This window comes from Proteiniphilum sp. (assembly GCF_034927365.1).
Classification (GTDB): domain Bacteria; phylum Bacteroidota; class Bacteroidia; order Bacteroidales; family Dysgonomonadaceae; genus Proteiniphilum.
In genome coordinates this window covers 268,282-291,141 of record NZ_JAYFQD010000013.1, presented here as the reverse complement: position 1 = coordinate 291,141, position 22,860 = coordinate 268,282, and the positions used below count along the sequence as shown (strand labels likewise).

16 protein-coding genes are annotated in these 22,860 nt (G+C 42.8%); 8 read left to right on the top strand and 8 right to left on the bottom strand.

From position 1 onward, the window contains the following. Positions 1 to 42: 42 nt before the first annotated feature. From VB073_RS10105 to VB073_RS10070, 8 genes are all read right to left on the bottom strand, one after another. Positions 43 to 2,277 carry a GH92 family glycosyl hydrolase gene (locus tag VB073_RS10105; protein WP_323404045.1) on the bottom strand — a complete coding sequence of 745 codons (2,235 nt, stop codon included), beginning with the start codon at positions 2,275 to 2,277 and terminating at the stop codon, positions 43 to 45. A gap of 103 nt (positions 2,278 to 2,380) precedes the next feature. Then, on the bottom strand, positions 2,381 to 3,517 hold the full coding sequence (locus VB073_RS10100) for a hypothetical protein (protein WP_323404044.1): 1,137 nt from the start codon (positions 3,515 to 3,517) through the stop codon (positions 2,381 to 2,383). 4 nt (positions 3,518 to 3,521) lie between these two features. Beyond that, on the bottom strand, positions 3,522 to 4,742 hold the full coding sequence (locus VB073_RS10095; protein WP_323404043.1) for a carbohydrate kinase family protein: 1,221 nt from the start codon (positions 4,740 to 4,742) through the stop codon (positions 3,522 to 3,524). After that, entirely contained in the window at positions 4,742 to 5,419 is a 678-nt protein-coding gene (locus VB073_RS10090; protein WP_323404042.1) for a D-lyxose/D-mannose family sugar isomerase, read from the bottom strand. Before VB073_RS10090 ends, VB073_RS10095 begins: the two co-directional genes overlap by 1 nt. 141 nt (positions 5,420 to 5,560) lie before the next feature. Then, on the bottom strand, positions 5,561 to 6,712 hold the full coding sequence (locus tag VB073_RS10085) for a hypothetical protein (protein WP_323404041.1): 1,152 nt from the start codon (positions 6,710 to 6,712) through the stop codon (positions 5,561 to 5,563). A 148-nt stretch (positions 6,713 to 6,860) separates the two neighbouring features. Then, positions 6,861 to 7,859, bottom strand: coding sequence for a LacI family DNA-binding transcriptional regulator (locus VB073_RS10080; protein ID WP_323404040.1), 999 nt, complete (start codon positions 7,857 to 7,859; stop codon positions 6,861 to 6,863). Positions 7,860 to 8,066: 207 nt separating this feature from the next. Then, positions 8,067 to 9,278, bottom strand: a complete 1,212-nt coding sequence (locus tag VB073_RS10075) for a glycoside hydrolase family 99-like domain-containing protein (protein ID WP_323404039.1) — start codon at positions 9,276 to 9,278, stop codon at positions 8,067 to 8,069. Between the two features lie 39 nt (positions 9,279 to 9,317). Then, positions 9,318 to 10,499 carry a sialidase family protein gene (locus VB073_RS10070; RefSeq protein ID WP_323404038.1) on the bottom strand — a complete coding sequence of 394 codons (1,182 nt, stop codon included), beginning with the start codon at positions 10,497 to 10,499 and terminating at the stop codon, positions 9,318 to 9,320. A gap of 220 nt (positions 10,500 to 10,719) precedes the next feature. Between VB073_RS10070 and rhaB the strand changes: the two genes are divergently transcribed. From rhaB to VB073_RS10030, 8 genes are all read left to right on the top strand, one after another. Next, on the top strand, positions 10,720 to 12,204 hold the full coding sequence (rhaB, locus tag VB073_RS10065) for a rhamnulokinase (protein WP_323404037.1): 1,485 nt from the start codon (positions 10,720 to 10,722) through the stop codon (positions 12,202 to 12,204). 254 nt (positions 12,205 to 12,458) lie between these two features. Beyond that, complete coding sequence (locus VB073_RS10060) at positions 12,459 to 13,724, top strand: L-rhamnose isomerase (RefSeq protein WP_323404036.1); 1,266 nt, start codon at positions 12,459 to 12,461, stop codon at positions 13,722 to 13,724. A 3-nt stretch (positions 13,725 to 13,727) separates the two neighbouring features. Next, entirely contained in the window at positions 13,728 to 14,756 is a 1,029-nt protein-coding gene (rhaT, locus tag VB073_RS10055) for an L-rhamnose/proton symporter RhaT (protein ID WP_323404035.1), read from the top strand. Between the two features lie 195 nt (positions 14,757 to 14,951). Next, positions 14,952 to 15,860, top strand: a complete 909-nt coding sequence (locus tag VB073_RS10050; RefSeq protein WP_323404034.1) for an AraC family transcriptional regulator — start codon at positions 14,952 to 14,954, stop codon at positions 15,858 to 15,860. After that, on the top strand, positions 15,769 to 18,147 hold the full coding sequence (locus tag VB073_RS10045; protein ID WP_323404033.1) for an alpha-L-rhamnosidase C-terminal domain-containing protein: 2,379 nt from the start codon (positions 15,769 to 15,771) through the stop codon (positions 18,145 to 18,147). Before VB073_RS10050 ends, VB073_RS10045 begins: the two co-directional genes overlap by 92 nt. A gap of 16 nt (positions 18,148 to 18,163) precedes the next feature. Continuing rightward, positions 18,164 to 19,177, top strand: a complete 1,014-nt coding sequence (locus VB073_RS10040; RefSeq protein WP_323404032.1) for a glycoside hydrolase family 43 protein — start codon at positions 18,164 to 18,166, stop codon at positions 19,175 to 19,177. Positions 19,178 to 19,185: 8 nt separating this feature from the next. Further along, positions 19,186 to 20,955, top strand: a complete 1,770-nt coding sequence (locus tag VB073_RS10035) for an alpha-L-rhamnosidase C-terminal domain-containing protein (protein ID WP_323404031.1) — start codon at positions 19,186 to 19,188, stop codon at positions 20,953 to 20,955. 54 nt (positions 20,956 to 21,009) lie between these two features. Beyond that, complete coding sequence (locus VB073_RS10030; RefSeq protein ID WP_323404030.1) at positions 21,010 to 22,851, top strand: phosphodiester glycosidase family protein; 1,842 nt, start codon at positions 21,010 to 21,012, stop codon at positions 22,849 to 22,851. The last annotated feature ends 9 nt before the right edge of the window (positions 22,852 to 22,860 follow it).

The following is a 22,860-nucleotide window of genomic DNA, read 5'->3' as shown; positions in this document are numbered from 1 at the left end:
ACACCATCTTTAACATTTTAACAATTAAACGATTAAACATTTTCAATTCCCCTGCATATCAGCGGCCGATGGAGGAGGTGATTCCAGTCCCCATTTTTTATTCGGACGGTCACCCATGATCAGTTCCAGCGTTCCGCCATTAATCAGGTCCTCATGTGTAAACCAGGTACGATTCAACGGTTGTCCGTTGAGTGTAGCCGATTGTATATACTTGTTACTCCATGAAGCATTTTCTGCCTTCACCGTGAAAACCTTTCCATTACTCAGTTTGATACTCGACTTTGTAAAGATGGGACTACCGATTGTATAAACCGGTATACCGGGAGATACCGGATAGAATCCCAATTGTGAAAAGACCACAAAAGCAGTCATACCTCCACCGTCCTCATCGCCGGGGATACCCATCAGATCGTTACGGAACCAGCTTTCGAGCAACATACGTATACGTTTTTGAGTTTTCCATGGCTGACCGGCATAGTTATAGAGGTAGGGAATATGAAAACTGGGCTCGTTCCCCATTACAAACTGTCCAACATTCCCTGTCGCATCAGGATGGATAGCATAATATTGCCATTTGGATAATTTCAAATCTTCCACAAACAACTGATCCAACTTATCAATAAAGGGTTGATTGCCTCCAAACAAGTCTATCAGGTCAGCAACATTATGGTGCACATCCCAGATATATGTCCAGGCATTGTTTTCATCGTAATACGCCCTTGCGCCGATTCCACCGGAAAATATATAATCGAATGGCTGAATAAATTTTCCCTCCTTATCTTTCGGATGAAAAAATCCCGTTTCCTTATTAAAGAGATGTCGATAATTGAATCCACGATTCAGGAAGAACTGGTAATCATCCTCTTTTCCCAACGATTTAGCCATCTGTGCGATACTCCAGTCGTCATACGAAGCAGCCTGGGTTACAGCCACTGCATTTCGTTTCTCGAAATCACTCACAACAGGAACAGTCTCCTTTTCATCGGGGTAAAGAGCAGGAAACCACCCATGTTCATGATAGAAATCATCCAACTCGGTTTTAGGTGCACGCGCCCAAGGGACCATCGTCTCGGTCAGTACGGTATTCTTCATTCCCTCAAAAGCCTTTTCCACATCAAACGGAATGCCTTTGGCCAATGCATCGGCAAACATCACGGCGGCATGGTTGCCATTCATACAGTGTGCATCACCAAATACACAGGGAAATGTAGGCATCCATTTCTCTTTTGAATATTCCCACATCCGGATATACGAAGCCAGCTTCTCTTCCTGCTCTTTGGGATTTAATATAGTTTGCAACGGGTGAAGTGCCAGATAATTATCCCAGATCCAATCGTCCGTCCAGAAGGGTACACCTCCATCATCATGCACTTTCCCATCAAAACCGTTATAATATTTTCCATCTTCCGATATATTGATCATACGTTCATGTGCACGGTAGAGAGAAGTGTAAAAGACTGTTTTCTGATCTTCGGTAGCACCTTCCACCTCTATTTTACCCAAGGCTTTATTCCATTCTGCACGGGCAACCTTCGCCAGTGCATCAATATCATAACCGGGCACCTCTTTTTCCAGATTCAAGCGTGCCTGCTCTTCACTTATAAAGGAAATACCATATCGTATGCGTACTTCTTTCACGCTCTGATCGAATGCGGCATAACAGGCTTTTCTGTGTTCTGTATCCCGGTTACCAGTTTCAATAGGCTCCTGATCGAACTCAAGATAGAAATAATGCTTCGTTCCATGATAAATCTCAAATCCCTGCATTGTATTGCCCTCGGCACACAATTCTCCATTGCCGACGGTACGCAGCATCACATATCGGGGAGCCTTTTCCTCAAAAGTGAGAGCGAATACCGCTCCACGAGCAGCAGGAGCAAAACGGGCAGTAATACCATGATCGTCGAGATACACCGAATAATGGTAGGGTGTTGACTTTTCATGGTCGTAGCGATAATTCAGGTTGGACGTTAACCCGTCCGGTTCGCCGCAATAAGGCATCAGATATAACACATCTCCCTGACGGTGCGAAGGCACGTTCAAGGGCAATCCCTCCATACGATCGGTGACAAATTCCCTATGAGCCGGCATCATGCGCAACATACTGTTGGGCAAGTGTGTCACCGGAAATGTAGGCACCAACAGAATACTGATATTGCCAATACGGTTATTTACGTAATCGACCGGTTCCTTCTTTTGTGTGGAACTGTTTATTGTTTCTCCGCAACTACTCAATATCATTCCAGACAGAACTGTCAATAGGATTATTTTTCTCATATATTTAAAATTTTAGATTATAGAATTTAGGATTTCAAGATTATGAAATCATTCACTTCTTAACTTCTCTTCCACCTTTCCACTCTTTCACCTTCCCATTTTCTCACTTTATCCTACACACATTTTCCAATATATACCGTATTCCCTTTGTTGCCTCTTCAAAGAACAATCTGTCCGAAGGAAAATAATTTCCGTTTTCATCTTTAGCTCTGAAGGATATGCCGGCTATGATTGCATCAAGGATGAGGTGATAAGGCTTGTCCAATCGGAGAGCAGCATGTACGGGCCCAGCCAACCGATCTTCCGACCCCAGTTTTCGATACAGGTCACACCCTACGCGAAAGATGGTATCTTTTAAACTCTTATTTCTAAAACGACCTATCAGGTCATCGATATGTTCTTCCAATTGGACTGGTGTGAACTCCCCAGGATACAATGCCTGAAGAATGTCTGCTGATTGCAACATTGTCTGCTTTACAGTGTCAAGGAGTTTTTTATCTTCTAATATTTCACTGATATATACAGCATCCGGATAGGTTTTAAATCCCAGATAAGCCGTCGTGGCATGTCCTAAGTTATGAATAAACAACTTTCGGTCGACCCATGCTTTGATATTCTCTTTAGGTGCCAAGAAAGGGACATCAGGAATTGGGTTCTTAAAACTTTTTTTTGCGACGATCAGAGAATTGTAGGATTCGGCAAATACCTGTAAGGGATCTTCTTCGATATCCTTTTGTGTCATTATAGGCACCATTTTACCAATGCTCGTCTCCACCAATCCAACTAGTTGCTCCAAAAGATAATCAGACGGCAACTGTTTTTTCAATTCTTCCCGGATAAGAGTGTCCGCATTTCTTATATTCTCCGCAATAATTATATCCAAAGGAACATCTCCATGTTTTTCCCGGCGAACAACTAACGATCTGGTCAATATAGGAATTGCCGCAGCCAGTCCCTGTTGCCCCACGGAGAAGGATATAATTTTCGTATCGCTCAATTCTGCGATCAGCCGTTCCTCTTCCTCAAGGCAGATGCCTCTTACATTACGAATGATCAGCATCTCATCCTTCTCTCCATTTTTGATAACTATCCGGTATTGCTTCTGTTGGTTCATCAAATCGACCAGTTGTTTGTTTATATCTACAAAAACAACTTCATAGCCTGATAAATTGAATACCTGTCCTATAAATGAGCGGCCAATCTTCCCGGCACCAAAAATAACAATTTTTTTCTCATCCATCGAATTATCTGTATTCAGAAATTAAAGGCTTATTTTCCTTCTGAAGCAGATAATCCCTGTAATAAGGCTCAATCAGTTCCCGTTTCTGACCCGGATATTTCTCATAAAATGTTCCTCCATGATAGAAACAGGCATACCCACCCGACACCGTACCCCACGCGATCACTTCATCTATACTTACGCTTTGGAGGTGAGGCTCCACCAATTGCCTGGCAATAGATGCAATTGCTCCTCCGGCAAAATTATCTCCACACCCTGTAGTATCACCCACTTGTTCCGGATAGAGCACAATTTCCTCCCTGACCCTTTCCGAAACCGGTTTACTACCTTCCGATCTACCAAACAGTTCACTATTACTAAAATAGTAAAGAGGATTCGCTCCATGTGTGACAATCACCGCTCCGACACGTGTTCTTTTGAAGAAAGAGAGGGCTCCTTCAATGGTTACCTGCCCACTTAACCGAAGGGCTTCCTCCATATCAGTAATCAATAAATCTATATAACTATAGGTTTCGATATTGGCTCCTAAAGGCCAGGCTTTTTCAGAATTATTCTTTTCGTTGAGAAAATCATAAACGGTATTGACTACGGTTACCGCTCTCTCGTTTTTGGCTTTTTTGAGCAGTTCCAATAACGACCGGTGAATATGAGGGACCAAAGCAGTCCCTCCAAATACAACTATATCACTTTTAAAAAACGCGTCATCCATATCTTCAGGGTACAAATCCCATGCAGCTCCTATATTATTGATAAAAATACGTTCACCTAACCCCTGGTCGTAATTAGGATCTGAAAGTACATCTGTAAAAGCAGTATATTGATCTGACTCCTTATATTTTCCAATCTTCAACGGCGTCTTTTGTAGTCGCTCATCAATAAATAACGCATCTTTGTCACGACCTTTACTACCGTAAAAGTAAACTTCCGCCCCAGTACCGTTTAATACCTGGGCTGCATGAATCAGTGAAACAATAGATGGCCCGCCGATATTCAATGTTACCGGAGGATTGCCCGCCGTAAGCTGTTTTCTTACTTCCATGTAATCTCTGCCCGAAAATGCTTCAAACTCGTCCCTAAAAACAAGCTTCCCCGGAGATAGCCCCCCATCGCCTGGTTTCATGGATATATAACGGCTAAAAGCACCCCCATTAAAGTCTACAGGAGAGAAAAGGTAGTCCACCAAAGCACATCCGACACCGGATATTTTAAATTTTTTCTTTATCATCAATCCAAATATTTTTTATAATCCGACACCAACAGGTGCAACGGCTCCACATCTTCTTCCACGGAAGGGAATCGTCCTACCAGTTCATAGAAGCAGTTATCCGTAGCATCATCATTTACCATACTCACTTCACCCACTAACACCGTTCCTTTCCCCTCTTCTCCATAAAAACGGTGATACACACCCTGTTCCAGCGTAATACTTTCTCCTGGCGCCAGAATCACTCTTCCACCTGCAGGAACAACTATACTAATACCATCTTTTCTACATCTCACATCGGTCACGTCAAATTGATTGTCAGGGGTAGAATTATATAATTCAATAACCAAATTCCCACCTCCCCTGTTAATTATATCTTCCATCTTATACCAATGATAATGCATGGGGGTTTCTTGATTTTCTCCTACAATCATTATTTTTTCAGCATACGGTTTTTTATCCACATTGAGCTTACCATTTCTCAAAGTGAATAAAAATAATCCTCTTTTGTAAAAATCTCCGGATCCGAAATCGGTAATATCCCATCCAAGCATGTTGTTAATCACTTCAGTCGCAATTTCTTTATTTTTTCCCCAATCTGACAGGCTCCAATACGCCCACGGCGGCAATGAAAACTTCCACTCTCCTATAAATGCTTTTGCATCCGAAATAATCTGATTGATCTCGCTACGTTTCATCCTTTTTAAATTTTAATGTTAGATAATTGATATTTATTTTTCTTCCTGTATAACTCTTGAACAATGCAGCAGATATTTCATCAGCAATAAAAGTACGCTCATAGTTCCCGCCGACAGCACCAACGGAGCCGGCAGTTTAACCTAATTAGCAATATCTCTTACCAATTTGTAAATCCGGAATGATCTCTCCGATTCGGGATTGGCCCTGTTTATCGCACAATAGGTAATACCCTCATCCTTAAACAGCCGGGCATACTGCCATTCAAGCAATTCCTTATGAGGTGCAAACACAGGAACTGGATTATCAGCCCAGTTTTCCCAATGGGTACTAGTCAGGGAAGTACTCCGAAACAATCCGAAAGTCCAGTTCTGACCGTCAGTTCCTCCCAGGCTTTTGTCAGCACCTTCAATCAAAGTATACCAATAGGGACCTTCCTGAAGGGTTGTAGCCGCACCTACACCTATACTGCCCACATTTCCGTTCAAGTCTCCCTGCCAGGAGACATTCCATTTATTGGTGTCATATGCGTCCATGATACAATCGGGGGCAGCAGGTGTATAATACTGAAAGTCGGTAGTAATTGCAATCCCACGAAAACCGTAGATCGATGCACCGATATTTGCCGCACCATGAAATGTGACATAGATTGTATCGCCACCTTGCCATAGGATTTCGGGTGTACCTTCATCATATATCTGGTTCAGTTCTCCGCCGCACAACTTCACTGCATCATCATCGGGATCATCCGCTATCTTACTCCATATCTCCTTCGCATCGATAGCTGGATTGCTAAATCCTGACGGGGTTGTAAACAATCCCATAGGATCTTCACCATCCCGTTCGAGATAGGAACAGGTCCATCCTCCCGTGTAAGCCAGGCTCTGAAAGAGGCATCGCCATTTATTAGCCGACGCATCGTAAAAAAAATCACCGTCAGTAGCCATCCTCTCCCAGGGAGTACCGGCTTCGGGATTAATCACTTTCACCGGATCAGACCATGTCATACCTTTATCGGTCGATTTACGGCATTCTATACCTAACCGATTCGGATCTTCAGGAACCTGATAGCGCTGGAACCAATACCAGATTCCATCTACTACACGTATAGAGGTACCTGCCGCTTCATGCCAGCCCGAAATTGGTAGATCATAATACAATTGCCAATCTGCATTGCCTTCCCAATAATCAGCCATAGTCGGGTATGGATCCCTTTTCTTCTCCTTATCTCCCTGACATGCATACAAGAATAATAAAACATAGAGGAGAAAATATGAATATTTAAAGTATTCCATAATGAAACAGGGTTAAGTCAAATTACCATTCAATAATTATTTTCCTATTTTTTATCCGCACAAAAGATTTAACGCTCTCTATCTGATTAACTAAACCGGTTGACTAACATATTATAAAAAATCTCATCGCTTATATATCATTCAAAAATCAGATAGAATATTCTATTTCAGCATCAAAGACGTACTCATTGACATCTCCTGATCCACTCATCTGTTCCATAAGAATGTCTACGGCTTTTTCTCCCATTTGCCTGATCGGTTGCTTAATGTAGGTAATAGGCATATTGGTAATTGAAAAAGAATCGATTTCATCAAAACAGACTACTTCCATTTGTTCGGGTATCTTTATCCCTTCTCTGTGCATATATTTTACTCCGGTAATAAATACCTTTCTGGAACAGAAGAAAATGGCGTCCACCTTATCAGGATTATTCTTTAGGTCGATAATAGCCTGTTTTATCTCTTCCTCCTGGTTCTCATAGTTGATATTTTTAATCAATGCAGTATCCAGTAATTTATGATGAGTCAATGCATCAATATACCCTTGTCGTCTTTCGGTCAATGCATTCAGGTTAATATCATAACAAACTACGGCAATCCTTCGCAAGCCCTTTCCGATAAGAACTTCAATTACATTGCGCGATACTTTATAGTTATCAATAATAATATAGTTGGCCTTGATACCAGGATAGTAACGGTCAATCTGCACCATAGGAAGATTTCTTTTCATGATTTTGAGCACCATCTCCTGTCCTTCATCTACAGGGACAAGGATAATACCATCCACCTGTTTATTGAGTAATGTGGCAATCGCATTACGGAATTCTTCCAGGCTCTCGTTTGTGTTTGAAGTAATCACAGTGTAGCCATATTTTTTCGCCTGTTCTTGTATATGAAATGTGAGATTCCCGAAAAACTCGTTAGAGATATCCGTGACAACTACACCTATAGACATACTTTTTCCAGTGCTGAGACTTCGGGCTATTTCATTGGGCTGATAGTTCATCTCCTCTGCCATCTGTATGACCTTCTTAGATGTCTCCTCGCTTACGCGACTTCCTTTCGCCTTACCGCTCAATACAAGTGAGACCGTCCCTTTGGAAAGTCCCAACTTGTCAGCTATATCTTGCATGGATACTCGTTTCATATCTGCTAAACCGGTTGACTAATTCTATACAAAAAATCTTTATCTTGCAAACATAATATATTTTTTCAGACAGGATATCTGTTTTGTATTATTTTGATTTATTTTAATCTTTACACATATTTAATTATAACTGTAAGTTACCGGCCCTATTTTTATTCACTCAACCTCAAGAATTGTGCCTGCAATATTGACGTATACCATTTGTTTTTAATATCGATCGTATTTCTTGTCAATGAAAACTTCTTTCACCGCTTCCAGATAACCAAAGCCATGAAGCATATCCGGGAGCAGGTAACTACCCTCTACCCACTCGTTCCATGCATTAATGGTAATCAGTTTTGTCTGTCCGGGGTGTTTGTCGACGTATTCTTTTGCTTTAGAAAGTAGTGCGGCAAAACTTGCAGGCGTATTATGATAATGAACGGTTTCTTTCATTCCCTTTGCCGGAAATCGCGGAGTATCATCCCATCCAATTGATACACAGGGGAATACAGGGACATCCAGGATTTCGTCCATCTGTTCCCTTATTTTGATCGAATTTGCACCATACACAAGATAATCTTCTGCCAAACCTCCCATATTATACATGGCTATACTGTTAAATCCCATTGAATCTACATTTTTTCTGAATTCTCGCGCTCTTTCTTCCGACATAAGCGATCCCCCGCCCTGGTTCCACTGGATATGGAGTCCCGGGAATCCGGCCTTTTTCACTTCATCCCTGAAATAATCCAGGGCCTTACGAGTTTCCTCCAGACTTCCTCCGAAACTCTCCTTCAATTTATCTATGCTGAAAATAGAAAAGACTGGTTCTCCATTGATTTTTAAATAATTAGGCTGTTTAAAATATTGATTGATCACCCTGTCAACTATAATCTTATAATTCTTCCAATCCACTTTAGCATTCCACAGGATAGACTCATCGTCTCCATAACGGTGATAATTCCAATAGTTATGCTTTACATCATGGTTAGCCCACATAATATAGAACTGCATCTTGTGGTTGTTTCCGGCTTTCAGGAAACCGTCATTCAGGGCGCTCTCCAAATAGGGACCTTCCTCATACCAGTACCAGTCGTATACAAATACATTCACGCCATGGTCAACCGCTACGTCGATCCAACGTTCAACTACTTCAGGGTCGTTATCCAACTCATACCCCCACAATGGCTGACGGGGTTGATAATGACCTTCATACCTGGGATTCCCTTTTTTGATAACTTCCCACTCACCGATCCCTTCCGACCATAATTTTTTCCTTGCCAATGGATCATCATGGCATGATGGCCAGATATAAGCTGCCACATAATATTCATTTTCATCACTCTGTTTAACAGTCTGGGACTGCACTTCGAGGATATTTCCAAAAATAAATCCGATCACGAATAGCAAACTAATACGAATTTTATTCTTTCTCATATAATTAAAATTTTAAATTTAAAATATTCCTGAAATCATCTATTCCACCTCTATAATTGTGCCTGCGATATGACGTATACCATTATCTTTATTGAAATAATAAACAATGAGCACCCTCCCGGCATCTAATTGAACAGGCCATGTATACCCTAAATCGCCATTCCCTCCATCATCACGTAAAACAAATTCAGGTGCTATTGCATAATCAGTACAATCTTCATTAAGTATCCGTGCACGAATTCCGTAAGGCTTGTGTCGATAACCATAAGTCAGTAACACACGATTATCGGCCAATCTAAGTGCATTTAGCGGATGTCCCTGAAAACCCATTGATTCCCACTGGAAGGTTTTACCACCATCTGTAGAACGGGCAATACACGCCTGATCTTCAAAATCAGCAGTTCTCATGAATGCGACCAGATCACCTTTAGGCGTTTCGTATATGGATGTTTCATTGAAAGAAATTTTATTATCGGATGCCACTAAACCAGAATAGTGCCAGGTTAAACCTTTATCTTCAGAGAAAAGTAAATGGTTGGATGTTTTTTTTACAGGCACAGAATCATTCACGGCGACAACCCAATAAATCCGACCGTTTTTCCCTTCACATAATGCCCCCCTGTTATAGGCAGGAAGAGGGTTTCCCAATGCGTTAAGGTTTATTTCCTCTTTCACATGTGGGGGATAAACTGGTCCTTTCCACGTTTTCCCATTATCTGAAGAGTGGACAAGATATCCTCCAAGGAAAATAGCTCCTCCCGCATCAAAATATGGTTTCTTCAGATTTGGGATTCCGCCAGGCCTGACAAAAGCCCACCCATAACTGGCACAAAGTAATGTTCCGTCCTGTAATTTCAATAAACAAGGATCCTGTGAACCACCAAACGGGTGGGCGTATATGAGTTGCGGATCAAGGGTCCATACCTCTCCATCACTTGAACGAACCGATACCAGGTAGCTATTAGGGTCCACGTGGCTGTTCCCTCCTTCACCAAATACCCTCCTATCAGGTGCGCGACGAAAAGCAACAATGAAATCCCCCTCGTCATCCCTCACCACTGAGGGGAAAGATGAATAATATTGAGGATCTTCATAGATAACAATATCCTTCACTTTGTGATAAGCAGCAGTTGTCTTACCATCGTCCTGAGAACCCTGTCCATATGAATCAAATGCATACAACAGCCCCACTATCAAAAAGGAACACAATAACTTGTACATAGTATCAATCATTTGTGCTGTAAATATACAAATAAAACCAAGGCTATTACAAATTCTTATTATTTTCTTATGAACAAAAAACAGGAGAAAACAAATGACGCTATCCTTGCACAAAATCATTATCAAAAAACATAGTCATAAAATCATTTATTCCATTGCCTGTTTTTAATTTATCGTGTAAGTTTGCAGACAATCTTTAAAAAATATATTTAACCTCATTATGAGTGTAGAAAATTCAGTATCATTCTTAGCCATCGATCTAGGCGCCAGTAGTGGGAGGGCAATGCTTGGAACGATTAGTAACGACAAGTTGGAGTTAAAAGAGATCAGGCGTTTTCCGAATCCGATTATGGAAGTAAATGATCGTCTATACTGGGATTTATTTTATTTATATAACCAGATTATAGTCGCATTACAGGAAGTCAAATCTCACAGTCTGAACATCACGTCCATTGGCATTGACACATGGGGAGTGGATTTTGTATGTTTCGGGAAAGATGGAGAACCCTTACGTATGCCGTACAGCTATAGAGATCCCCGCACATTTGGTGCACCGGATCGTTTTTTTACCAAAATCCCCAAGGAAGAGCTTTATAAAAAAACCGGAATTCAGATCATGAATTTCAATTCCTTGTTTCAACTCGACACACTGTTGAGAGATAATTCTTCCATTTATCCGGTTATAGATAAGGTACTCTTCATGCCGGATGCGCTCTCCTACCTGCTGACAGGAAAAATGGTGACGGAATATACAATCGCATCCACTTCACAAATGATAAATCCTCATTCAAATAAGTTTGATATTTCACTGTTAGAAGCGATACAACTCTCCGGCGACCACTTCGCCCCCATTGTATTCGCAGGACACAAGATCGGAAATATATCTTCTTCAGTACAACACCTGACCGGCTTACAAGATCTGTCCGTTATCGCAGTTGCCGGACATGATACTGCTTCTGCCGTTCTGGCCACACCTGCAGAAGACAAGAACTTTGCTTATCTGAGTTCGGGAACATGGTCGTTGATGGGTATCGAATCGGACAGACCGGTAATCAACGATGAAACGTTTGCTCTCAATTTCACCAACGAAGGGGGAGCCGACGGATCTACCCGGCTTTTGAAGAATATCTGTGGCATGTGGCTGATTGAACAATGTAAAAAAGAATGGGAAAATAAACAACCGGTCTCTTACCAGGAGATAGTAACTGCGGCTGAACAGTCAGTTCCTTTCCGGTGCTTTATCAATCCCGATTCGCCATGCTTCGCAGCCCCTGGATCCATGATAACAGCTATACAGGCATATTGCAAGGAAACAGCACAATACATTCCTCAAACAATGGGCGAAATTGCCCGTTGCATCTACGAAAGTCTTGCCTTCCGTTACAGGCAGGTATTGGCAAACCTTCAGCAACTGGCAGAATTTCCTATTCACACGCTCCACATTATCGGTGGTGGCGCCCAGAACAAACTGCTTAATACCTTCACGGCAGACGCTATTGGTAAACCCGTACAGGCAGGTCCGTCGGAAGCTACGGCCATAGGGAATATTCTACTTCAGGGCAAAGCTGCCGGAATAGTCGATAGCAAAGAAGAGATGCGTCAGATAGTGCGCAATTCTATCAATATTGAAACATTCAATCCTGAAAACACAGCACAATGGAACAATCACTACAGTGATTATCTCGCTGTTTACAGGGAAATATAATAATGTGCCAATATGCCAATGAGAATAATGACGAAGAAGTCTGAAGTTAAGAAGTCATGATTTGACTACGTCGATTTGCAATTCATTGTCAATTATCCATTGTCAATTAATAATGTCTTGGCTCTACACTTTTAATGTACCATTTTCGAAAAAAATAATAATTATAATCGTATGAAACGAGCATGAACATCATTACACCCAAGATGACGATTATCGCGAGTTCCATACACCGAAATAGAAAAATAAAAAATCGTATGAAAGAAGAACAACTTAAAAGAGCGTATGAAGATGCAAAAGCACAATATGCATCTCTGGGAGTAGATGTTGATAAGGCTGTAGAGAAACTGAATAATCTCTCCATTTCCATTCACTGCTGGCAGGGAGATGACGTGCTGGGATTTGAAAACTCAGGCATGGGGCTTACTGGCGGTATTCAAACCACCGGCAACTATCCCGGAAGAGCCAGAACGATGGAAGAGTTGCGAAATGACCTGGAGAAGGTAGTTTCATTAGTGCCGGGCGCGCACAGGATAAGTTTGCATGCCTCTTACGGTGATTTCGGCGGTGAATTCGTAGACCGTGATCAGATTGAACCAAAGCATTTCCAATCCTGGATCGACTGGGCTAAAAAAGTGGGAGTGAAACTCGATTTCAACTGTACACTATTCTCCCACCCCAAAGGAGAGAGCGGATATATGATTTCCCATTTTGATCCCGAAATCAGGGAATTCTGGAAAGAACACCTGCGCCGTTGCCGCCGTATCGGAGCAGAAATCGGACGTCAACAGGGAGATCCATGCGTGCATAACATCTGGTTTCCCGACGGAGAAAAGGACAAAACCGTTTCCCGCTTTGCACACAGGGAATTGATGAAAGAAGCACTCGATGACGTCCTTTCCGAAAAGATCAGTACAGACTATCTAAAAGACTGCGTAGAATGCAAATTATTCGGCATCGGTAGTGAGAGTTACGTGGTTGGATCCCATGAATTTTATATGGGATACGCGGTGAAGAACAATATGATGCTGACACTTGATGCCGGACACTTCCACCCGACAGAAGTGATATCCGACAAGATCTCAGCCATATTACTTTTTGTCCCCGAACTTAATCTGCATGTAAGCCGGCCAGAACGATGGGACAGCGACCATGTGGTGATATTAACCGACGAATTATTGGCATTATCGCAGGAAATCGTCCGTTCGGGACAAGCCGACCGTGTGCATGTAGGTCTCGATTATTTCGATGCAGCCATCAACCGTATCGGAGCCTACGTAGTAGGAATCCGCTCAACGCAAAGAGCCATGTTACAAGCGCTTCTCGAACCTACCGAAAAACTAAGGGAATTTGAGTTGCAGGACAAGAACTTCCAACGAATGGCTTATCTCGAAGAATTGAAATCGATGCCTTGGAGCACTGTCTACAATTACTATTGCCAACAGCAGAATATACCTGTCGGTGAGGAGTATATCAACGACATCCAGGAGTATGAAGATCAGGTAACATCTAAAAGAGTATAAACGATGAATACAATTCTGGGTTTATTAATTGTTGCTGTGGGAAGTATGGGCCAATCGAGCTCATACGTCCCCATCAATAAAATTAAAGAATGGTCGTGGGAAAATTTCTGGTTAACCCAAGGAGTTTTCGCATGGCTGATCTTTCCTATTGTAGGGGCGCTCATCGCCATCTCTCCCTCCGAGTTGATAGGGATATACAGTGCCAACGCAGCCGCCTCATGGCAGGCCATTGGCTATGGAGTACTTTGGGGAATTGGAGGATTGACTTTCGGGTTAAGTATGCGTTATCTGGGTATTGCACTCGGGCAGTCAGTTGCTTTAGGTACCTGCGCAGCTTTCGGAACACTTATTCCGGCGATGCTTGTAGGAACAGATCTTTTCTCTCCGAAGGGATTGGTTCTTCTGGCCGCTGTGGCAGTTACACTGGTGGGTATTGCATTAGTAGGATACGCTGGTAGCCTCCGTTCAAAGAACATGTCGGAAGAGGAAAGAAAAAAAGCGATCAAAGACTTTGCACTCAAGAAAGGGCTTCTTATCGCCCTGTTTGCTGGTGTGATGAGTGCTTGTTTCAGTCTCGGATTAAGTGCAGGGATACCGGTAAAGGAAGCAGCTATTGCTGCCGGTGCCAAGGAGTTATTCGCACAAAATCCGGTCACGCTCTTGGTTACTATTGGCGGATTTATGACCAATCTGGTTTATTGTCTCTATATGAACTGGAAAAATAAAACCGGTGGTGAGATAAGAAAATCTTCAAAAGCTGTTTTGGTAAATAATCTTTTGTTCTGTGCTCTGGCCGGCCTTCTCTGGTACACCCAATTCTTCGGTCTGGGTATGGGACAAAGCTTTTTCGAGCCGGGTAGTGTGATGATGGCATTTTCATGGAGTATATTGATGTCATTGAATGTCGTTTTCAGTAATGTATGGGGAATTATCCTGAAAGAGTGGAAAGGTGCAGGTAAGAAGGCTGTTGTTTTTCTAGCCCTTGGTATGGCGATATTGATATTTTCATTGGTTATACCCAATCTGTTTTAATACTCTCTGCCGGGGTATTTCCTTATTATAAAGACTTTTCTGTTCAACCCAAGCGACAGGAAATTACCCCGGCAGTTTCAGGTATCATATTTTAATATGATTTTTTCAATATTATAAGTGCGAATAGACGATAATTCGGCTTATTTATGTAAATTTACAAACCAAAATAGAGAGGCAAATCTAAACAGAAGAGGCATGAGATTCAACGATTTCGGTATCGATTTTAAATATTTACTCGTCAGTGAAAGAGATAAGAAATTCGGATTGACGGTCAATACTGTTGGCTTCCAGCCTATTGCTTCGAATACAGTATATCCTTCTACAGAACACCCCAAAAGCTACTATTTCACACCAAATAATGGACGTGTTTTATCGGAATATCAGATCGTTTATATCAGTAAAGGAAGGGGATCTTTTTCTTCCGATTCTACAAAAAAAACAAGCATTGGCAAAGGGCAGGTTATATTCCTTTTTCCCGGGCAATGGCACACTTACTGTCCGAACAAGGAAACCGGCTGGAACGAATATTATATAGGATTTGATGGAAAGATCATCGACAATATTGTAGCGAATGGTTTCATCTCTCCCGAGAGTCAGATTCTCAATGTGGGGGTGAATGAAGATCTCGTACATCTCTTCTCTACGGCCATTAAAATCGCCAAAGAAGATAAAACTGCCTCACAGCAAAATTTGGCGGGAATCGTTTTTAATATAATCGGTACAATTCTATCCCTGGCGCAGAACAGGAACTTCGAGTCCAAGGAATCGGTGCAGAAGATAGAACGGGCAAAGGTTATCATGATTGAAAATATTCATAAGAATATCGATATCAAAGAGATTGCCACCAATCTGGGTATCAGCTATTCACTATTCAGAAAAGCATTTAAGGAATACACCGGTTATGCTCCGGCACAGTACTTCCAGGAATTAAAATTAAGAAAAGCCAAAGAATTATTGGCGGAAACCAATTATTCCATCAAAGAGATCTCTTATGAATTGAATTTCAGTTCCTATGAGTATTTCTTATCCTTTTTCAAGAAAAGAGTCGGAGTCACGCCAATGGACTACAGGAGTTCAGGACGAGTTAAGCAAAACGGCTCCTAACATCAAGGTATCTATGCATATCAAAAAAATAATATTATTCACGATTATATTTATATCCGCTGTGTCCAATGCACAGGACCGGGCAACCCCATACCAATTAACAGTCAATCTGTTATCAAAAACCGAACAAGTCTACCTGAACGGTTATCCGGCAACAACCCCGATAGAAGAAGCAGTCTCTCAAAGAGAAAATTTCCAGTTCACAGAAATAAGCAGTCGTACACCTTTTTTTGGATGGATAATACCTTCTGGAGAAGAGAACACCCGACAACTATCCTATCACCTATTGGTTGCTTCGAAAAGAGAGTTTTTACTAAAAGATTCGGCCGACCTATGGGATTCAGGAAAAGTGGAAGACAATTCCTCCGTCAATATTCCTTACGAGGGTAAACTGCTTGAACCGGGGAAAGTATACTTCTGGAAAGTAAAAACATGGGATCAACGTGGCAGTGATTCCGGTTTTTCCCACATCTCCACTTTTAAAACGGCCGAAAATCTGACCGATTATGCTACAGACCGGTATCCAATACGGAAACAAGACGAACATCCAGTAAAAATAAACAGAATCAATGAGATGCGTTATTTTGCCGATTTTGGCAAATCATCTTTTGGAAGGATACGCTTGAATCTTTATTCTGACAGCGGAACCGACAGTATAATCCTGCATCTGGGCGAAACAGAACAAAACGGTAAAGTAAACCGGTCGCCAGGAGCCACCATTCGTTACTCCCAATACAAGATTGCACTTGAAAAAGGATGGAAGACTTACGTGGTCACCATTCGTCCCGATAGAAGGAATACAGGCTCCCAGGCCATACTGATGCCGGAATACATCGGCGAAGTAACCCCGTTCCGCTATTGCGAAATCGAAAATTACAGACATCTTTTACAGGAAAAGGATCTGATACGGGAAACTGCTTTTTATCCGTTCAACGATTTCGACTCCCACTTTCATAGTTCCGACACTATACTTAACCAGGTCTGGGATATCAGCAAGTACTCTATCAAAGCCACATCCTACCTTGGGGTATATGTCGATGGCGACCGGGAAAGGATCGCTTATGAAGGAGATGCGGTGATCAATCAACTCTCACACTACTGCGTGGCTCGCGACTACAGCATGGCAAGGTACACGCATGAATACCTGATCCGAAAACCAACCTGGCCCACTGAGTGGAACCTGCAGTCCGTCCTTATTGCATGGGCAGACTATATGTACACCGGTAATAAGCTCTCGTTGGCACAATTCTATGAAGACCTTCAGGCGAAAACACTGATAGCGCTCTCCGATGAAAACGGATTTATCAGTACACGTACCGGTAAGGTAACCCCGGAAGTACTTCGATCGATTCATTTCAACGGAGAAATAAGGGATATTGTCGATTGGCCCCACACCGGCATTCTCGGACTGGAAAAGGAAGAGGGGGGTGAAACCGACGGTTTTGTCTTCACCGACATCAACACGGTTGTCAATGCTTTCCACTACAGGACTCTCACGCTGATGGCACAAATAGCGGAAACATTAGGAAAAACCGATGACCGGAAGTTTTATAATGAGCGTGCTACAAAATTGAAGGAGTCTTTTAATAAATATCTTTTCGACAAAAAAAGAGGAGTGTATATCGATGGAATTGGAACGGATCACGCATCGCTCCACGCCAATATGTTTCCTATTGCTTTCGGACTGGTTCCGGACAAACAGGTAGGCAGCGTGATGGAATTTATTCGTTCACGTGGAATGGCTTGCAGTGTATATGGTTCACAATTCCTATTGGATGCCATCTACGATGCCAATGATCCGGAATACGGACTGCAACTGCTGACTTCTACCGGTGAACGGAGCTGGTATAATATGATTCGTGTCGGTTCCACGATCACACTGGAAGCATGGGATAACAAGTATAAACCCAATCAGGATTGGAATCATGCCTGGGGAGCAGCACCGGCCAACCTCATTCCCCGCAAACTAATGGGGATTGAGCCATTGGAACCGGGATTCCGTAAGATCAGGATCAAACCTCAGCCGGGGTCACTGAGGTCGGCTGAAATCAAACATCCGACTATCCGGGGTGACGTAACGGTTAATTTCACCAATGATCCCGGTCAATCGTTCCAAATCGAGGTCACTATTCCAACCAATACTACCGCTGATATATATCTTCCGCTTTATTCTAAAAAGCAAATTCTGCATATGAATGGAGCTCCTGTAAAGTATAGACGGGAAGGAAATTTTTCAGTGATTGAGAATGTCGGCTCCGGAAAATGGAGTTTAGTGGTAGAACGCTAAAAAATCACAGGCATCAATGAAAATTTACAATTTCTCTCTTCTGTTCCTTATCGTACAGATATTTTTCAGTTGTACAGGTAAAGATAGCCAGCCAGTGTTCACCATGCAATTGAAAACGAATGACGGAGAGTACGTTGCCCTCGGAGATCCTTTTGTATACAAGCATAATGGGACATATTATATGACTGGCACCTCTAATCCTGATAGTGGCTTTGATTATTACACATCAAACGATCTGGCAACATGGGAATATAAGGGAGCGCTTTTTCGTCCCTCTGAAAATCACTTTGGGAAAGGATTCTTTTGGGCACCCGAGGTGAAATTTTATCAGGGGAAGTTCTTCCTTACCTACTCATCTCTCGACAAGAAAAGTGGCCTTCTCCTCTCTGCGTTAGCCGTAAGTGATAAACCGGAAGGGCCATTCAGGGAACTTTACGCGCCTTGGTTCAATATAGGGAAGTCTGCTATCGATTGTCATATTTTTGTGGATGACGATCAAGACCAGACATCTTATCTTTTTTTCAGTCAGAATGGAGCTGAAGAAGGTTATTCCTATGGGAAAAACTATGTGGTACGCTTAACAAAAGACTTGTCTAAATTTGAAGGTGAGCCCGTACTGGTGGGTGAAGCCTCGCAGGAATGGGAGAAAGTGAACTATGCAACCAACCGGTGCAATGAAGGTGTTTTCGTGTTGAAACATGATGGAAATTACTATATGACCTATTCGGCAAACCATACCTCCTATAGTCACTACGGGGTTGGGACAGCAAGAGCTAAACATCCGCTCGGTCCTTGGATCAAGGACAAAGATAACCCCATACTTTTTACCGACACAAAGTTGGGTATCTCCTCACCCGGACATTCCTCCATAGTAGAATCAGTCGATGGGAGGGAATTGCATATCGTTTATCATGCTCATCGCAATTTTGATGCCCCACAACCGAATGATGACCGCATTGCATACATAGGCAGACTCTATTTCAATGAAGCGGGAAACCTCCGTGTAAAAAAGAATAATATCAAAAATTAAATAATCATATGAAGCATTTTTTTATCAGCCTCTCTTTGGCGCTATTATTTACAGGAAGCGTCTATTCGCAAAAAAATGTCCTTACTGAAAATTTCAGGAACAACCTGGATAAGGATGAAATCACCCGGAGTTACATAACCCCGGTGAAAGTCGTCTGGCAATCAGACACTAAAAACAACCAAGTAAAAAATACGGAGGTACTCCTCACCAGATTCGACGGACAGCTCTCTACCAGTGGAGCTGGCATGTGCGTGCTACGCTCTGATGATGAGATGCAGGCTTCCGTACTATTGGATTTCGGAACGGAAATCTATGGAGGGATAGAAATAGCCGCTGCGATAAGAGGCGAAAAGAAAGCGTTGAAAGTACGTGTACGCTTAGGGGAATCGGTTTCCGAAGCGATGAGTAACGCGATAGACAACAGCGTACCGGGAATGAATTCGGCTACCAACGACCACTCGTTACGAGATTTCACACTCGAAATTCCTTGGCTAGGAAAAATAGAGGTGGGAAATTCGGGCTTCCGCTTTGTAAGGATAGATCTTCTGGACAAGGAGGTTGACCTACCAATACGGTCCGTAAGAGGCATCTTCCGCTACCGGGATATTCCTTATCTGGGATCATTCAAGTGCGACAATGAACAACTAAACGAAATATGGGAAACAGGAGCCTATACCGTCCATCTGAATATGCAGGAATACCTGTGGGATGGAATAAAAAGAGATCGTTTGGTATGGCTTGGTGACATCCATCCAGAAATCATGACCATCAACACTGTGTTCGGAGACCAGGAAGTGGTAAAGAAAAGCCTCGATTTCGGAAGGGAGACTACTCCCCTACCCGGCTGGATGAACGGGATCTCTTCCTACTCATTATGGTGGATTATTACCCATCGCGACCTTTATCTCTATCATGGCGATAAGGATTATCTGAAAGCGCAACAGCCCTATCTATCGCAACTGATCAACCAGATCATCTCAAAAATAGATCCGAATGGTAAGGAAAATCTTGATGGTGGACGTTTCCTTGATTGGCCTACGGCCAATGCACCGGATGTTATTCATTCCGGTCTTCAATCCTTAACGCTCATGGCCATGGAAGCAGGTAAAGATATTGCCGGATGGTTGAACGATAGGGAACTCAACAAACTATGCACAAAAACATCAGAATCATTGAAAAGACATCATCCGAATGATCACGGAAATAAACAGGCTGCGTCCTTACTTGCGTTGGCCGGCATACTTTCCCCGACCAAGGCTTCTTCGGTCATCCTCCACAACGGAGCCAATGATTTCGCAACCTTCTACGGCTATTATATGCTGGAGGCATTGGCCAAAGACGGCAAATACCGGGAAGCAATGAATATTATTTCCGATTACTGGGGAGCCATGCTCGATTTGGGCGCCACCACGTTCTGGGAAGACTTCAACTATGCAGCACGCACGGATGCCCTACCGATTGATCAACTCCCCAACACATCGAAGTTCAATATCCATGCCGATGGAGGAGACCATTGTTATGTAGGCCTCAGGGCCAGTCTTTGCCATGGATGGGCATCGGGGCCGACCGCCTGGTTAACGGCTCACGTACTGGGTATCCAGGTAGTGGAACCGGGGGCAAAAGTGATCCGGATACAACCGAATCTGGGTGAACTGTCCTTTGCCGAAGGAACATTCCCCACACCCTACGGTATTGTCACCGTAAAACATGTTAAACAAGCTGATGGAAAAATAAAAAGTGAGATAGATGCACCCAAAGAGGTAAAGATTATCCGCTAACCTCAGGATAGTATTCAAACAAATAATCATTTTTTTAATAAACCCCTGATGGATATGAAAAAAAATGTTTTGTTTCTTATCAGTCTGCTTATCTTTTTAACCTACAGTTGTAATGGAGATGGCGAAAACTCCGCTTCTATAAAAGCAATTGAGGTAACACCCGAAAAGGTTGAACTGGGAATTGGAGAGACCCAGTATATCAAAGCCAATCCGGTTCCGGCGGATGTTGAAGCTAGTGAACTTCCTTTACAATGGAATTCCAATAATATTCAGATCGCTACGGTATCTCCTTCCGGTATGGTAAAAGGGGTGTCAGCTGGAAAAGCCGAGATAACCGTAAGTGCAAAAGTCAGTACAGGAATAACGAAAAAAGTTCCGGTTACTGTTATCGACAACAGTATACCTCTGACTGGAATCACAGTAACACCTGAGACGGTCTCACTCGAGACGGGTAAATCGATACAAATAACGGCCACACCTGTACCGGCAAATGCCACAGGAGTCTCTTTCACGTGGGAATCAGCTGATGAGGAGATTGCCTCTGTCAACTCCACGGGCATTGTCTCAGGAAAAGCAAAAGGAACGACCACGATTACGGTAAAATCGGGTGATATAAAAAAGGAAATCTCCGTCACTGTTACCCATACGTTACGCATTGTGATCGGTAATACCACTTATGATGTAGATACATTGAATTATGAAGTCCTTAGTGGAGGTATCCATTGGTTGAAATTCTCAATCCCGGAATTTGTAAACGGTTTCGGTACTTTGGGAAAAGGATTAGTGGTAAATGCTGTAGAAGTTGATCTCACTTTCCCCGAGAACAAAGTAGAGGTATGGCCTGCGAAGCTGAGGGCAGGAGATAACAGGGAAACGCCTTCCCAGGTATATACCCGCAAGAAAAATGAGTATGAGCCTTTAGGCCGTAAGCCTGTGGTTACGATGAACGGTGATTTTTTCCTTCTCGATGCTGATGCTCCGGCAAATTACGCGTATGTGAGACGTCGCCCCCTCGGTATGGAGGTGACCAACGGAATGTTGATACAAACCCCATACAGTAACGATTTCAGGGTAGCATTTGTGATTCGTGACGACGGCCTACCTGAACAGGCTGGAACAGTTTCTTTCTCTGGAACGGTAAATACCGGCAATACCTCGTTCTCACTGAAAGAAGTCAACGGATATGCCAATGCGGGAGACCTTGTATTGTTTAATAATCAGGCGAACTCTTATTTAGGTTCAGACTCGGCGTTGGCCTGGTCACCATATCCCAGTACAATGGTTTCTCTTACTTATCCCGAAGGCGGATGGAGGGTAAATGACCGTATGGAATTTACCGTTACCGGTATTGAGTACGATGTAGAAACCAAAATCCCGGCTGCATCTCCATATGGAGGTAAAAGGTTCAATGGGGAGGGGGCCATTCTGGTAGGTAACTCTGCCTCCAGCACAGTGGACAACGCCTCCAAACTGTTTCTATCAAACCTGAGTGTGGGTGACAAAGTCGGAATAACGATGAATGTGGGTATCAACAATACGAATGTGAAAGATAAACACATGCATATAATAGGAGCCAGGGATGTGATGTTGAGAAACGGAGTCATCACCAATACATGGAACGAGGCGCATCCACGCACAGCCATCGGCTACTCACAAGACAGGAAGAAAGTGTATCTGATAGTAATAGACGGACGTCAAAACAACTATTCTGTAGGAGCTACCACCGGACAGATCGGTTCTATTATGAAAGCACTGGGGGCACATACCGCTGTCAACCTCGATGGAGGAGGATCTTCCGCTATGGTAGTCAACGGCGTAACAACCAATAAACCATCGGATCCCGGTGGAACAGAACGTACAGTGGCAAACGGTGTAATGGTCACAACAAAAAAATAAAAAACTCGT

Bases quoted from the DNA above. Each gene is read 5' to 3' on its own strand.
- VB073_RS10090 (WP_323404042.1), bottom strand. From the start codon at position 5,419: ATGAAACGTAGCGAGATCAATCAGATTATTTCGGATGCAAAAGCATTT.
- VB073_RS10075 (WP_323404039.1), bottom strand. From the start codon at position 9,278: ATGAGAAAGAATAAAATTCGTATTAGTTTGCTATTCGTGATCGGATTT.
- VB073_RS10030 (WP_323404030.1), top strand. From the start codon at position 21,010: ATGAAAAAAAATGTTTTGTTTCTTATCAGTCTGCTTATCTTTTTAACC.
- VB073_RS10035 (WP_323404031.1), top strand. From the start codon at position 19,186: ATGAAGCATTTTTTTATCAGCCTCTCTTTGGCGCTATTATTTACAGGA.
- VB073_RS10080 (WP_323404040.1), bottom strand. From the start codon at position 7,859: ATGAAACGAGTATCCATGCAAGATATAGCTGACAAGTTGGGACTTTCC.
- VB073_RS10060 (WP_323404036.1), top strand. From the start codon at position 12,459: ATGAAAGAAGAACAACTTAAAAGAGCGTATGAAGATGCAAAAGCACAA.
- VB073_RS10070 (WP_323404038.1), bottom strand. From the start codon at position 10,499: ATGTACAAGTTATTGTGTTCCTTTTTGATAGTGGGGCTGTTGTATGCA.
- VB073_RS10100 (WP_323404044.1), bottom strand. From the start codon at position 3,517: ATGGATGAGAAAAAAATTGTTATTTTTGGTGCCGGGAAGATTGGCCGC.
- rhaB (WP_323404037.1), top strand. From the start codon at position 10,720: ATGAGTGTAGAAAATTCAGTATCATTCTTAGCCATCGATCTAGGCGCC.
- rhaT (WP_323404035.1), top strand. From the start codon at position 13,728: ATGAATACAATTCTGGGTTTATTAATTGTTGCTGTGGGAAGTATGGGC.
- VB073_RS10105 (WP_323404045.1), bottom strand. From the start codon at position 2,277: ATGAGAAAAATAATCCTATTGACAGTTCTGTCTGGAATGATATTGAGT.
- VB073_RS10085 (WP_323404041.1), bottom strand. From the start codon at position 6,712: ATGGAATACTTTAAATATTCATATTTTCTCCTCTATGTTTTATTATTC.
- VB073_RS10040 (WP_323404032.1), top strand. From the start codon at position 18,164: ATGAAAATTTACAATTTCTCTCTTCTGTTCCTTATCGTACAGATATTT.
- VB073_RS10045 (WP_323404033.1), top strand. From the start codon at position 15,769: ATGAGTATTTCTTATCCTTTTTCAAGAAAAGAGTCGGAGTCACGCCAA.
- VB073_RS10095 (WP_323404043.1), bottom strand. From the start codon at position 4,742: ATGATAAAGAAAAAATTTAAAATATCCGGTGTCGGATGTGCTTTGGTG.
- VB073_RS10050 (WP_323404034.1), top strand. From the start codon at position 14,952: ATGAGATTCAACGATTTCGGTATCGATTTTAAATATTTACTCGTCAGT.